The 13,821-nt window shown below is 64.9% G+C and carries 12 protein-coding genes and 1 riboswitch; of the genes, 6 read left to right on the top strand and 6 right to left on the bottom strand.

Annotated elements, in window-relative coordinates; translation table 11 throughout:
• Positions 1-163 precede the first annotated feature (163 nt).
• Together PRJ_RS12310 and PRJ_RS30060 are read right to left on the bottom strand one after the other, a co-directional pair.
• A complete protein-coding gene (locus PRJ_RS12310) occupies positions 164-526 on the bottom strand; it encodes a hypothetical protein (protein WP_104961519.1) in 363 nt (120 codons plus the stop codon).
• The gene (locus PRJ_RS30060; RefSeq protein ID WP_177429894.1) at positions 523-675 is read right to left on the bottom strand and encodes a hypothetical protein; all 153 of its coding nucleotides are present in this window, start codon (positions 673-675) and stop codon (positions 523-525) included. Before PRJ_RS30060 ends, PRJ_RS12310 begins: the two co-directional genes overlap by 4 nt.
• Before the next feature lie 100 nt (positions 676-775).
• Positions 776-993, top strand: a riboswitch (cobalamin riboswitch).
• Positions 994-1,092: 99 nt separating this feature from the next.
• Between PRJ_RS30060 and cobW the strand changes: the two genes are divergently transcribed.
• The 4 genes from cobW to PRJ_RS12330 all read left to right on the top strand — a co-directional run bounded on the left by cobW (position 1,093) and on the right by PRJ_RS12330 (position 7,608).
• Complete coding sequence (gene cobW / locus PRJ_RS12315; RefSeq protein WP_003247913.1) at positions 1,093-2,160, top strand: cobalamin biosynthesis protein CobW; 1,068 nt, start codon at positions 1,093-1,095, stop codon at positions 2,158-2,160.
• Positions 2,161-2,163: 3 nt separating this feature from the next.
• On the top strand, positions 2,164-5,925 hold the full coding sequence (gene cobN, locus PRJ_RS12320) for a cobaltochelatase subunit CobN (RefSeq protein WP_104961520.1): 3,762 nt from the start codon (positions 2,164-2,166) through the stop codon (positions 5,923-5,925).
• A 1-nt stretch (position 5,926) separates the two neighbouring features.
• A complete protein-coding gene (locus PRJ_RS12325) occupies positions 5,927-6,940 on the top strand; it encodes an ATP-binding protein (RefSeq protein WP_104961521.1) in 1,014 nt (337 codons plus the stop codon).
• A gap of 77 nt (positions 6,941-7,017) precedes the next feature.
• Positions 7,018-7,608 carry a VWA domain-containing protein gene (locus PRJ_RS12330; RefSeq protein ID WP_064490983.1) on the top strand — a complete coding sequence of 197 codons (591 nt, stop codon included), beginning with the start codon at positions 7,018-7,020 and terminating at the stop codon, positions 7,606-7,608.
• Between the two features lie 106 nt (positions 7,609-7,714).
• Here PRJ_RS12330 and PRJ_RS12335 read toward each other — a convergent pair whose 3' ends face one another.
• On the bottom strand, positions 7,715-7,981 hold the full coding sequence (locus PRJ_RS12335) for a hypothetical protein (RefSeq protein WP_003247923.1): 267 nt from the start codon (positions 7,979-7,981) through the stop codon (positions 7,715-7,717).
• Positions 7,982-8,323: 342 nt separating this feature from the next.
• Here PRJ_RS12335 and PRJ_RS12340 point away from each other — a divergent pair, with 342 nt between their 5' ends.
• Positions 8,324-9,649, top strand: a complete 1,326-nt coding sequence (locus PRJ_RS12340) for a sigma-54 dependent transcriptional regulator (protein ID WP_104961522.1) — start codon at positions 8,324-8,326, stop codon at positions 9,647-9,649.
• Between the two features lie 448 nt (positions 9,650-10,097).
• Here PRJ_RS12340 and PRJ_RS12345 read toward each other — a convergent pair whose 3' ends face one another.
• Together PRJ_RS12345 and PRJ_RS12350 are read right to left on the bottom strand one after the other, a co-directional pair.
• The gene (locus PRJ_RS12345; RefSeq protein ID WP_004577525.1) at positions 10,098-12,098 is read right to left on the bottom strand and encodes a U32 family peptidase; all 2,001 of its coding nucleotides are present in this window, start codon (positions 12,096-12,098) and stop codon (positions 10,098-10,100) included.
• Between the two features lie 214 nt (positions 12,099-12,312).
• A complete protein-coding gene (locus PRJ_RS12350; RefSeq protein WP_004577524.1) occupies positions 12,313-12,693 on the bottom strand; it encodes a RidA family protein in 381 nt (126 codons plus the stop codon).
• A 136-nt stretch (positions 12,694-12,829) separates the two neighbouring features.
• Here PRJ_RS12350 and PRJ_RS12355 point away from each other — a divergent pair, with 136 nt between their 5' ends.
• On the top strand, positions 12,830-13,522 hold the full coding sequence (locus tag PRJ_RS12355) for a tRNA (adenine(22)-N(1))-methyltransferase TrmK (protein ID WP_104961523.1): 693 nt from the start codon (positions 12,830-12,832) through the stop codon (positions 13,520-13,522).
• 1 nt (position 13,523) lies between these two features.
• Here PRJ_RS12355 and PRJ_RS12360 read toward each other — a convergent pair whose 3' ends face one another.
• Positions 13,524-13,784, bottom strand: a complete 261-nt coding sequence (locus PRJ_RS12360) for a DUF2790 domain-containing protein (protein ID WP_104961524.1) — start codon at positions 13,782-13,784, stop codon at positions 13,524-13,526.
• Between the last annotated feature and the right edge of the window lie 37 nt (positions 13,785-13,821).

The following is a 13,821-nucleotide window of genomic DNA, read 5'->3' on the forward strand; positions in this document are numbered from 1 at the left end:
CCACAAATGCCGCGACATCTCCGGTATGAACCGGAGGCTGAAGACTGGCCGTCGAAAGGACGGCGGCATCAATGGCGCATTGGACGAACACCTCGTAATTTAGAGAATGCGTAGCCTAACGGACCGTCTGGGGCCGGGTAAAGCACCGGCTGCCGGTTGGGGCTCAGCGCTGCGTCTGCAAGCGCTTGGCCCAGTCTCCGCCGTGGCCGTGCGCGCAGGCTTCTTCACTGTCGAATCGCACATGCCAGGCCGGATGGTCCAGCTGAATCCCGGCTTGGTCCAGCGCCAGAGCGCTAAGTGCCAGCATGCGCGCCTTCGCATCACCGACCACGGCCGCTGCCTTGTCGGCCTCTTGCTCGAATACCCAGGTAATACGCAGGCTGCTCGGAAAGTCCTCCGGGTTGAGGCGATGGGTTAGCCAACAGAAGCCGACAATCTCCGCCTTGGCGGTTTCGCAGGCATCGGTCAGGCATGCCACCAACTCCCGCTCCAGGCGGCCTATTTCGCGTTTGCCCAGTGCCTTCATGGGTTGGCCTCGTCATCGATCTGCTGGCAAAAGCGCAGGTGGTTGTCTAACGGGGCCTGACCCTGCACCTGCAGACAATCCAGGTAGAAAGCCTTGGCCCTGTCGGCCGAGAACATGCGCAGTACCGGTAGGGCGGGGGCGAGGGGCATGGGGCGTCCTTGTCCGTTGAAAAGGTGCCACTGTAGCGCAGTTGCTCCCCTTATGGTCGACCAGCCGGCAGCAATGGTTGACCACCCGCCAGCCACTGCGTAGCCTTGCCCACTTCGAGGTTCTTCGGCCTGGCCGAAGCTAAGACGGGAACGCGGTACAAGCCGCGGCTGCCCCCGCAACTGTAAGCACCGACAACGGATCGACACAGCCACTGCGCCAGCGCGCGGGAAGGCGTCATCCCGCCAGCCCGCTGTTCGACTGAACGGGGACATGGAACGGTGCAAGCCAGGAGACCTGCCTCGTCACGTTTTCGACTTTCAACCGGGCGGGGTGATCCGGTGGCGAACAAGCCCGGCCGGCCTGGCCTGCGGCTGTCGTCCTGCATGCCCGCGCCACACTGCCAAGGGCAATGCGACATGAAAACACTGGCCAAGCTCCCCGTCACCATCGTCACCGGCTTCCTCGGATCGGGCAAGACCACCTTGCTGCGCCACATGCTCGACAACGCCCAGGGGCGCCGCATTGCGGTCATCGTCAACGAATTCGGCGAACTGGGCATCGATGGTGAAATCCTCAAGCAGTGCAGCATCGGTTGCACCGAGGAAGAAGCCAGCGGCCGCGTCTACGAGCTGGCCAACGGCTGCCTGTGCTGCACCGTGCAGGAAGAATTCTTCCCGGTGATGCGCGAGCTGGTAGCCCGCCGTGGCGACCTCGACCACATCCTCATCGAAACCAGCGGCCTGGCCCTGCCCAAGCCATTGGTACAAGCGTTCCAGTGGCCGGAAATCCGCAACGCCTGCACCGTCGATGCGGTCATCACCGTGGTCGACAGCCCGGCCGTGGCCGCTGGTACCTTTGCCGCCTACCCGGATCAGGTCGATGCCCAGCGCAAGCTCGACCCTAACCTTGACCATGAATCGCCCCTGCACGAGCTGTTCGCTGACCAGCTGGCCAGCGCCGACCTGGTGGTGTTAAACAAGGCCGACCTGATCGACGCCGAAGGCCTGGCCAAGGTGCGTGCCGAGGTGGCCGAAGAACTGCCGCCGGCGGTGAAAGTGATCGAGGCCAGCAGCGGCAAGCTGCCACTGGAGGTGCTGCTGGGCGTGGGTGCCGAGTCCGAGGCGCATATCGATGGCCGCCGAACCCACCACGATTCGCACCACGATGGCGACGATCATGACGATCATGACCACGACGCTTTCGACTCCATCTCCATCGACCTGCCTGAAGCCGACGAAAGCCTGCTGCTCGATGCATTGACCCAGTTGGTGGTGGAGTTCGGTATCCTGCGCGCCAAAGGCTTCGCCGCCATCCCGGGCAAGCCGATGCGCCTGCTGGTACAAGGCGTGGGCACCCGTTTCGACAAGCACTTCGACCGCGCCTGGCGCGCCGACGAGCCGCGCATCACCCGCCTGGTGCTGATCGGCCAGGACCTCGATGCTGCCCAGCTGGAGGCGCGCCTGCGCCAGGCGCTGGGCGCCTGACCCATGCACCTGCTGCGGACTCAGCCCGGTGGTTTCGTACCGGATGACAGCATTGCCGACCTCGGCCAGACACCCGCCGAGCTGGTGATTCTCTGCAGCGGCGATTCACACCTGGCATTGCTCGCCGACACCGCCGAGCAATTGCCCGAAGACTTTCCCAGCCTGCGCCTGGCCAACCCGATGCAGGTGCAGAACCATGCCTCGGTCGACCTGTATGTCGACCAGGTGCTGCGCCACGCCAAGGTCATCCTGGTGTCGCTGCACGGTGGCGTTGGCTACTGGCGCTACGGCGTCGAACAACTGGTCGAGCTGGCCGCCCGTGGCGTCCAGCTGATTCTGGTGCCGGGCGATGACCGCCCGGACCCGGAGCTGACCAGCCTGGGCAACGTCCGCGGTGAGCAGGCCGAGCGGCTTTGGCATTACCTGCGCCAGGGCGGCAAGGCCAACGCCATCAACCTGTTCAACTGCCTGGCCAGCCAGTGGCTGGGCCGCGACTATGCCTGGGACGAGCCGCAGCCTTTGCCGCGCACGGCGGTCTATCACCCCGCCAAGGGCAGCGCGACACTCGAGGACTGGTACCCGCACTGGCACCCCGAGCAGCCAGTGGCGCCGCTGCTGTTCTACCGTTCGCACCTGCAAGCGGCCAATACCGCCTTCATCGACGTGTTCTGCCAGCGCCTGCAGGCTGCCGGCCTGAACCCGTTGCCGATCGCCGTGGCCAGCCTCAAGGAAAGCGCCTGCCTGGAACAGGTCGAAGCCTGGCTGGACGAGGTCGGCGCCGAAGTGCTGGTCAATACCACCGGTTTCGCCTTGTCCAGCCCCGAGCGCCCCAACCTGCGCCCGTTCCGCCGCGACATCCCGGTGCTGCAGGCCATCTGCGCGCAGGACAACCAGCCAGGCTGGGAAGCCAGCGAGCAGGGCCTGGGCGCGCGCGACCTGGCCATGCACATTGCATTGCCGGAGCTGGACGGGCGCATCATCACGCGCCCGGTCAGCTTCAAGGACATGGCCTGGCGCAGCGAGCGCAGCCAATCCGACGTTGTCTGCTACCGCGCCCACCCCGAGCGCATGGACTTTGTCGCCGAGCTGGCCCGCCGCTGGGTCGAGCTGGCCCGCCTGCCCAATGCCCAGAAGCGCGTGGCATTGGTGCTGGCCAACTACCCGACTCGCGATGGCCGCATTGGCAATGGCGTCGGCCTGGACACGCCCGCCGCCGCACTCAACATCCTCAAGGCGCTGCAGGCCGAAGGCTACCCGCTGGCCGAACTGCCGGGCAGCGGTACGCAACTGATCCACCAGTTGCTCGGTGGCGTGACCAACGACCTCGACCACCTCGACCAGCGCCCCTGTGCCCAGAGCCTGAGCCTGGCCGATTACCAGGTGGCCTTCGAGCGCCTGCCGCAGGCCAACCGCCAGGCAGTGCTGGAACGCTGGGGGCCGCCCGAACAGGATCCGATGTACCGCAGCGGCCGGCTGATGGTTGCCGGCCTGCGCTTTGGCTTGACCTTCGTCGGTATCCAGCCGGCGCGGGGCTACCAGGTGGACCCCAGCGCGGTGTATCACGACCCTGACCTGGTGCCGCCGCACGGCTACCTGGCATTTCACTTCTGGTTGCGTCACGCATTTGCCGCCGATGCGGTGATCCACGTCGGCAAGCATGGCAACCTCGAATGGCTGCCCGGCAAAGGCGTCGGGCTGTCGGCGCAGTGCTGGCCGGACGCGCTGCTGGGTCCGCTGCCGAACATCTACCCGTTCATCGTCAACGACCCGGGCGAAGGTGCCCAGGCCAAGCGCCGCACCCAGGCGGTGATCATCGACCACCTGATGCCGCCGCTGACCCGTGCCGAAACCTATGGCCCGCTGCGCCACCTGGAACAACTGGCCGACGAGTTCTATGAAGCGCAGTTGCTCGACCCACGGCGTGCCCGCGAGTTGCAGCGTGACATCCTCGAGCTGGTCAAGGCCAACCACATCGACCGTGAGTTGCAACTGGAAGGGCAACTGGACGATGCGGCGCTCTGGCTGCCGCGCCTGGATACCTACCTGTGCGACCTGAAGGAGTCGCAAATTCGCGATGGCCTGCACGTGTTTGGTCAGTCACCTGAGGGGCGGCTACGCCTGGATACGCTGCTGGCGTTGTTGCGGGTCGAGCGTGGCGACGGCCGTGGCGGTAATGCCAGCCTGCTGCGAGCTTTGGCCAAAGCACTGGTGCCGGGCTGGGACCCGCTCGATTGCGACCTTGGGCAGCCGTGGCAGGGCATACGCCCTGAACAGCTGCTGGCCATGAGCAATGAACCTTGGCGCACCTGTGGCGACACCCGCGAGCGCCTTGAGCTGCTGGCACTGCAGGTGATCGGGCAGGCGCTGGAAGGCACAGCACAGTTACCCGACCTGAGTGAGTGGCAACCGGTGCACGCTGTAGTGCAGGCCCTGCGTGAAGCGGTCGCACCCAGCCTTGACGCCTGCGGCACGGCGGAAATGCATGGCCTGCTGGCGGCACTGGCCGGGCGCTTCGTGCCCGCCGGCCCCAGTGGTGCGCCTAGCCGAGGGCGCCTCGATGTGCTGCCCACCGGCCGCAACTTCTATACCGTGGACGTGCGCAACCTGCCTACCACCACAGCCTGGCGCCTGGGCTTCGCCTCGGCCAGCCTGATCCTCGAACGCCATCTGCAGGACCACGGCGATCACTTGCGTCAGCTCGGCCTGTCGGTGTGGGGCACGGCGACCATGCGTACTGGCGGCGACGACATAGCGCAGGCCATGGCGCTGATGGGCGTGCGGCCTGTCTGGGCCACCGGCAGCCAGCGCGTCGACGACTTCGAAATCTTGCCGTTGAGCCTGCTCGACCGCCCCCGGGTGGATGTGACCTTGCGCGTTTCCGGCTTCTTCCGAGATGCCTTCGGTAACCTGATCCGCCTGTTCGACGCCGCCGTGCAGGCCGTGGCCGCGCTGGACGAGCCGGACGACCTCAACCCCCTGGCCGCCCGTGTGCGCAGCGAGCGGGCCGCGCTGCAGGCTCAAGGCGTTGATGCCGAGCAGGCTGCACGTCAGGCTGGCTGGCGGGTGTTCGGTGCCAAACCCGGCGCTTACGGTGCCGGGGTGCAGAACGCCATCGACGGGCGCTTGTGGCACAGCCGCGATGACCTGGCAGAGGTCTACCTCAACCACGGCGGCTATGCCTACGGCGGCAGCGACGACGGCACCCCGGCCCGCGCCCAGTTCGCCCAGCGCCTGGCCAAGGTGCAGGCGGTGCTGCAGAACCAGGACAACCACGAGCACGACCTGCTCGATTCCAACGATTACTACCAGTTCCAGGGCGGCATGCTGGCGGCCTCGGAAACCCTGTCCGGGGCGGTGGTGGCCAGCTACCATGGCGACCACAGCCAGGCCGATCGACCGCGCATCCGTACCCTCAAGGAAGAGCTGAACCGGGTGATCCGTGCCCGTGCGCTCAACCCAAAGTGGATCGACGGGGTCAAGCGTCACGGCTACAAGGGTGCTTTCGAGATGGCCGCGACAGTCGACAACCTGTTCGCCTTCGACGCCACCACGCACCTGATCGACGACCATCATTACCAGGGGCTGGCCGATGCCTATGTGCTCGACCCGGCGACCCGCGATTTCATGCGCGAGCACAACCCCGAGGCCCTGCGCGACCTCACCGAGCGCCTGCTGGAGGCCCAGCAGCGCGGCTTGTGGCAGGCGCCGGGCGACTACCGCGAAGCCCTTGAGGACCAACTGCTCGATGGCGAGGAACAGGCTTGAAATGAGTGAACCCGTACAATTTCCGCTGGCGGCCGTGGTCGGTGCAGACGACCTCAAGCTGGCGCTGTGCCTGACCGCCATCGACCCCAGGATCGGTGGTGTGTTGATCGAAGGGCCGCGTGGCATGGCCAAGAGCACCCTGGCCCGTGGCCTGGCCGACCTGCTTGGCGAAGGCCCGTTCGTCACTTTGCCATTGGGCGCCAGTGAAGAGCGGCTGGTCGGCACCCTCGACCTGGATGCCGCGCTGGGGCAGGGCAAGGCGCAGTTTTCCCCGGGCGTGCTGGCCCAGGCCGACGGCGGTGTGCTGTATGTCGATGAGGTCAACCTGCTGCCCGACACCTTGGTCGATCTGTTGCTTGACGTGGCTGCCAGCGGCACAAACCGCATCGAGCGTGACGGTATCTCGCATCGGCACAGCGCCCGCTTCGTACTGATCGGCACCATGAACCCGGAAGAGGGCGAACTGCGCCCGCAGTTGCTCGACCGGTTTGGCCTGAACGTGGCGCTGGAGGGCTTGCCGGAGCCCGAGGCCCGGCAGCAGATCATTCGCCGCCGCCTGGCCTTCGACAGTGACCCTCAGGCGTTCTGCGCACACTGGGCCCAGGCCCAGGCGCAACTGCGCGAGCGCTGCCACGCGGCGCGCCAGGCCCTGGCCGACATTGCCCTGGATGACCAAGCGCTGGCCTGGATTACCGAGCGCTGCTACGCCGCCGGCGTGGACGGCCTGCGCGCCGACCTGGTGTGGCTGCGCGCTGCGCGCGCCCACTGTGCCTGGCGGGGGGCTGCAGCTATCGAAGAAGTGGATGTCGAGGCGGTGGCCGAATTCGCCTTGCGCCATCGCCGCCGTATGACGCCCCAGGCCAACCCGCCGTCGGCGCCACAGCCGCCTGACCAGCAGCCTGGTGCCGGCAACCCGGGTGAACGGGGCGGGCAGGGCGACTGGGGGGCATTACCGGCACAGCCGGTGGCCAGCGGCGCCCGCCGTGAGGTGCCGAACTGGGCAAAAAAGCCCTGAGCATCCCCCAGCCACCAGCCAAAGGGGCGGATGCCAGAGCGGGCATAGGCAAGCAGAACGGTACCCGCCGTGGCCTCGTGCGAAATGCGGCGGCCGGCCGGGTAGCCTGGCTGCCGACCTTGCTCAAAGGGCGGCCACGCCAGCGACAGGACCTGTGCTGGCAGCAGCGCCAAGGCAGTCCGGCAGAATTGTGGCTGGTGATCGTCGATGCCTCGGCTTCAACCCGGCGGCATCAGGCGCTGGCACAGACCAAAGGGCTGTTGGCGGCATTGTTCGACCAGGCCTATCGCCAGCGCGCCCGCCTGGCCCTGCTGACTGCCAGCGGGCGCACACCACAGTGGCAGCGCCACGGGCTGAAGGCATCCGCTGCCTTGCAACCCTGGCTGCAGGCCTTGGGGGCAGGTGGGGGCACGCCGCTGATCGCCGCACTGGAACAGGCGCGGCACTGGCTACAGGCGCGGCAGCGAGCCCATCCGCAAGAGGCCTTGCGTTGCCTGGTGTTCACCGACGGTCGCCTGCAGCACAGCAATACCGTGCAGCCGATGCCGTGCGCCACGTTGTTGGTCGATATGGAACTGGCGCCCGTGCGCCTGGGACGCGCGCAGCGTCTGGCAGAACAATTGCAGGCTGATTACCAGCACTTGCAACAATTCAGGGTGATGGATTGAACTGGCAGGTTGCGACACTTTGTCGCAATTGGGAAAGTTGCCACAACAGCAACAGAGAAGTTGTACAAGTGCGTGACCATGCACGCACTTGTTGTGCTGGCCAATATTACTTCGGCATCGACCACGGTTGCAGGTCGTAGCCCTTTTCACACAATTCGGCGCGCACTTCTTCGATCAGGCTGGCCCACTGGGCCGGGTCGGAGTAGATGCGCGACGACACTTGCTTGGCGCCGATGCGGGTGCTGGTCCGGTCGATCACTGCCAGGCTCAGTTCACCAGTACCGTTGGGTGCATCCCAGGCTACGCACTGGAAAGGTTCGAAGGCGTGGTCGGCAATCAGCAGTGCTTCGTTGACACGGAGCGGGGCATTCATGGTTCGGTCTCTCTATGGTCCCAAACATCGAAGTGAAGTCCGCGTTGCTTCAAAGTCGCCTCATCGATCGCGAAGTGCAGCGCGGGGTTATGTCTACTGATGCTCGTTGTTCGTGGGTAAGTCACACATTGGCTGTAAATTTTTTTTTAAGCGTCGACGCAGTTCTTGCCGGCGCCGCCATGTGATGTCGATAAAGTGCGAAAATTCCCGTGGCGGTTTGTAAAAAAATGATTCGGCAGACAGACGGTACTGGGCACCGTCAACTTCGTTGCTACTGTTAAACGGGCGCCACAACTTGCTGTTTTATTTCAAAAAACCAAAAACTGGCGCCAAGGATCGGTCATGCAGCAGCCTGCCGCTCAACGCCGTTTGCTTATCGTCGACCCCTGCGACGATTGTCACCGCTTGCTACCTGGCCTGCGCAACGCAGGCTGGGATGTGGACAGCTGTATGCTCGGGGCCGCGTTGGACCACACGTGCGATGTTGGGCTATTGCGCTTGCAGGCTTCGCACCTGAGGCACCCGGACGCGGTCAAGGACATGATCAAGCGCAGCAACACCGAATGGATTGCCGTGCTCAGCGCCGACCAGCTGCGCATGCCGGCGTTCGGTGATTTTGTGTGTGAGTGGTTCTTCGACTTCCATACCCTGCCGTTCGACGTCTCCCGCGTGCAGGTAACCCTGGGCCGGGCCTTTGGCATGGCGCGCCTGCGCGGCAAGGGGGCCGTCAAGGTCGATGAGGCGACCCATGAGTTGCTCGGCGAAAGCCGGCCTATCCGCGAGTTGCGCAAGTTGCTGGGTAAACTGGCACCCACCGAATCGCCGGTGCTGATCCGCGGAGAGAGCGGCACCGGCAAAGAGCTGGTGGCGCGCACCTTGCACCGCCAGTCGCAACGCAGCGAGCAGCCGTTCATCGCGATCAACTGCGGGGCGATCCCCGAGCACTTGATCCAGTCCGAACTGTTCGGCCATGAGAAGGGCGCCTTTACCGGTGCCCACCAGCGCAAGGCCGGGCGTATCGAAGCGGCCGACGGCGGCACGTTGTTCCTCGATGAAATCGGCGACCTGCCGTTGGAGTTGCAGGCCAACTTGCTGCGTTTCTTGCAGGAGAAGCACATCGAGCGGGTGGGGGGCAGCCAGCCCATACCGGTGGATGTACGGGTGTTGGCGGCCACCCATGTGGACCTCGAGCGGGCCATTGAGCAAGGGCGTTTCCGCGAAGACCTGTACTACCGCCTGAACGTCTTGCAGGTGGTGACCGCGCCGTTGCGCGACCGGCATGGTGACCTGTCGATGCTGGCCAACCATTTTGCCCATTTCTACAGCGTGGAGACCGGGCGTCGGCCACGGTCGTTCAGCGACCATGCCCTGGCGGCGATGGGGCGGCATGACTGGCCGGGCAATGTGCGCGAGCTGGCCAACCGCGTGCGCCGCGGGTTGGTGCTGGCCGAAGGGCGGCAGATCGAGGCGCAGGACCTGGGGTTGCAGCTGCTCGACCCGGAACAACAGCCGCTGGGCACGCTGGAAGAATACAAGCAGCGCGCCGAGCGCCAGGCACTGTGCGATGTGCTCAACCGGCACAGCGACAACCTGAGCGTGGCGGCCAAGGTGCTGGGCATTTCACGGCCGACGTTCTATCGGTTGCTGCACAAGCACCAGATACGTTGAGCGGCGTTGAGGTACGCGTGCGCCGTTCTTTGAAGCCGCTCCTACACAAGCCCGTGTAGGAGCGGGTTCACCCGCGAAAGGGCCGGGCCTGCTGGCCAATTTCCACCCGCCGTTCACCATTGTCGCAGCTACCGTATTCGCGGGTAAACCCGCTCCTACAGGGCCTGTGTAGGAGCGGGTTCACCCGCGAAAGGGCCGGGCCTGCTGGCCAATGTCCACCCGCCGTTCGCCGTTGTCGCGGCTACCGTATTCGCGGGTAAACCCGCTCCTACCGGGAAACCACAAGCCTGCGTAGGAGCGGGTTCACCCGCGAAAGGGCCGGGCCTGCTGGACAATGTCCACCTGCCGTTCACCGTTGTCGCGGCTACCGTATTCGCGGGTAAACCCGCTCCTACACCGGGGGTGGACATACATCGGTTTAGCGGCGAAGAGGCCCTGCCAGGCGAACTCAGTGCGGTCCGCGCGGGATGGTCTTGAGCAAGTCTTCCGGGCTGATATGCCCCACCACCTGGGCCACCGCGCTGCCCGGGGTCGGCAGGTCGATGATGTGGCTCTTCATCTTGCCGATCACATGCATCTCGCACGGCTTGCAGTCGAACTTCAGGGTCAGCACTTCGTCACCCTGAATCAGCTGCATCGGTGCCACCTTGGTACGCACGCCGGTCACGCCCTTGGCCTGCTTGGGGCACAGGTTGAAGGAGAAGCGCAGGCAGTGCTTGGTGATCATCACCGGCACTTCGCCGTGTTCTTCATGGGCTTCATAGGCCGCATCGATCAGTTGCACACCGTGGCGGTGGTAGAAGTCGCGGGCCTTCTGGTTGTATACGTTGGCCAGGAACGACAGGTGCGACTCGGGGTACACCGGCGGTGGCGTGGTCTCGGCCTTGCGCCCGCCACGCGGATGCGCCTGCACGCGTGCTGCAGTCAGTGCCTCGATGGCTTCGCGGCGCAGGGCCTTGAGCTGCGAGTTGGGAATGAAGTACGCCTGCGGGGCATCCAGTTCGATGCGGTCGGCGTGGTACAGGGTGGTGCCCAGCTGGCCGAGCAGGTCGTGCAACTGCTCCAGTGCCTGCTGCGGCTTGTTGGCTACGCCGAATGGGCCGTCCAGGGCCACCTGCACGCTCACGCCTTCTTCACTGCTGAGGGTAAGCATCAAGCGCTGCTCGCGCAGGACCGCGTGCCACTCCACGCCGACCCGGCGTTCGGAGGAGGTGCGTTGCAGGGCCTGTTGCCAGTTGTGGTCGAGGTTGCGCGACAGCGGGTGGTTGGGCCGCAGCTTGTGCAGGCCTTCGGGCATTTCGTTGGGCTCGACGCGATAGCGGTAGCGCTTCTGGCCGTCTTCTTCGAATTCGCCACGCGGTTCGGCGATGTTGGCGCGGAAGCCCACCACTTCGCGCTTGACCAGCACATTGAGGCCGTCGCCGTTGGTTAGCGGTACGTCGGTGACCACTTGCATGTCACGCTTGCCGACCTTTTCCACTACGCCCACCGGCAGGCCGGTGAAGGTTGGCGAGTCGAAGGCGCCGATATCGACCTTGCGGTCGGTCACGAAGTAGTCGGTGCTGCCGCGGTGGAAGGTTTTATCCGGGTCGGGCAGGAAGAAGTGTTGGGTACGGCCACTGGACGCGCGGGCGTACTGAGGGCGGTCTTCAAGGATGGCATCGAGCTCTTTGCGGTAATGGGCGGTGATGTTCTTCACATAGCCCATGTCCTTGTAGCGGCCCTCGATCTTGAACGAGCGCACGCCGGCATCGACCAGGTCAGCCAGGTTGGCGGTCTGGTTGTTGTCCTTCATCGACAGCAGGTGTTTCTCGAACGCAACCACGCGGCCCTGGTCATCTTTGAGCGTGTAGGGCAGGCGGCAGGCTTGCGAGCAATCACCACGGTTGGCGCTGCGGCCGGTCTGCGCATGGGAAATGTTGCATTGGCCGGAGAACGCCACGCACAGCGCGCCGTGGATGAAGAACTCGATGGCGGCATCGGTTTCGGCGGCGATGGCGCGGATTTGCTGCAGGTTCAGCTCCCGCGCCAGTACCAGTTGCGAGAACCCGGCCTGGTCGAGGAACTTGGCCCGTTCCAGGGTGCGGATGTCGGTCTGGGTGCTGGCATGCAGCTCGATCGGCGGGATGTCCAGCTCCATCACCCCAAGGTCCTGCACGATCAGCGCGTCAACGCCGGCATCGTACAGCTGGTGAATCAGCTTGCGCGCCGGTTCCAGCTCGTTGTCGTGCAGGATGGTGTTGATGGTGGTGAACACGCGTGCATGGTAGCGATGGGCGAACTCGACCAGCTCGGCGATATCGCTGACTTCGTTGCAGGCGTTATGGCGCGCGCCGAAGCTCGGGCCGCCGATATAGATGGCGTCAGCGCCGTGCAGGATCGCTTCACGGGCGATGGCCACGTCACGGGCAGGGCTGAGCAGTTCCAGGTGATTCTTTGGAAGGGACATGTCGTTATATTTTCGGGCTGTCACGGTTTAGGCGGGCATTGTAGCGGTGAAACGGGCTGGCGGCATCATTGGGGTGCCGAGAGGTGCGGGATTGGCTGCGGGTACGCGCAACTGTGGGAGCGGCCTTGCGTCGCGAAAGGGCCGCAGAGCGGCCCCGGCGATTTTGCGGCCAGTCAACGATGTCGGGGGCGCTGCGCACCCCCACAAGCGCAGCTCAGCGCTTGGCAGCCATCGCCGTCACTTCCACGCGCATGCCTTCAAAAGCCAGCGAAGCCACACCCACCGCCGCACGCACCGGCCAGGGCTTGCTGAAGAAGCGCTGGTACACCTCGTTGAACGCTGCGCGGTCGGCCATGTCGGTCAGGTAGATGGTCAGGTGCAGCACGCGGTCCATACCGCTGCCGGCCTTTTCCAGGGCCACTTTCAGCGCCTGCAGGGTGCATTCGCTCTGCTCGACGATGCCGCCCAGCTCCAGGCTGCCGTCGGCGTGGGTCGGGATTTGCGTGGTGACCAGCACGCCGTTGTACTCGGCAACGTCCGAGGAAATCGACTCGGCGTCCGGGTCCGGGGTGTAGATGATGTCTGCATGTGCCATGGTGTGTCTGCCTTGCAACGGAAGGAAAACGGCAAGCCTACGCGAGCGCACCAGCCCGGTCGAGGGTGCCTCGGCGTTTGAAATGCGCGGCGTTCGCCGTCAGAATCGCGGGCGATTGCAAAACCAGAGGTTTACGTTGAACGAACAGACTTTGTCCAGGCGCCTGGAGCGCGTGGCCGCCCATGTACCGCAGGGGGCGCGCCTGGCCGACATTGGCTCGGACCACGGCTACCTGCCGGTGGCCTTGATGCTGCGTGGCGTACTCGAGGCCGCTGTAGCGGGTGAAGTGGCACAGACGCCATTCGCCTCGGCCCAGCGCAATGTGCGCAGAAACGGCCTGCAAGAGCAGGTAACCGTGCGCCTGGCCGATGGGCTGGCAGCGGTCGAGCCGCAAGACCGTATCTCGGTGGTGAGCATCTGCGGGATGGGCGGCGACACCATGTGCGAGATCCTCGAGGCCGGCAAGCAGCGCCTTGGCGGCGTCACGCGCCTGGTACTGCAGCCCAATGGCGGTGAGCGCGAGCTGCGCCAGTGGCTGGCGGGCAATGGCTACCAGATCGTCAGCGAGGAACTGCTGCGGGAAAACCGCTTCGATTACGAGATTATCGTCGCTGAGCCGGGCAGGGGGGTGTATAGCGCTGAACAGCTGTACTTCGGCCCCGTGTTGATGCAGGAAAAAAGCGAGGCGTTTGTGGTGAAGTGGCGGCGCATGCTGCGGCAGAAGCAGCAGACCCTGGCCAATTTCCAGCGGGCCCGCGATGCGGTGCCTCAGGCGAAGATCGACGATTTCAATCAGCAGGCGGGCTGGATCACCCAGGTGCTGGCCTGACTCACTGCTGCGAGCAGTTGCCCATTTCCCGGTAGTCGATTTCGCGCTTCTGGCCCTGATGGTCGACGTACACCATGTGCGCGGTGCCAACCTGGCAGTCAGCGGCGTTGCTGGCCGGCGTGATGGAGATGACCTTGGCCACGTCCAGCGGCATGCCGTATTCATAGGTGCTGCTGACGGGCTGGTTTTCGCCTGCATCGGCAAAAGCACCGAACGAGGCGAAGGCAGCGGTAATGGCAAGGACGGCGATCGAGCGTTTCATGACAGGCTCCTTTTTTAATGGATGGCTAATGATCTAT

Origin of the sequence: Pseudomonas sp. XWY-1, assembly GCF_002953115.1 — a bacterium.
Classification (GTDB): domain Bacteria; phylum Pseudomonadota; class Gammaproteobacteria; order Pseudomonadales; family Pseudomonadaceae; genus Aquipseudomonas; species Aquipseudomonas alloputida.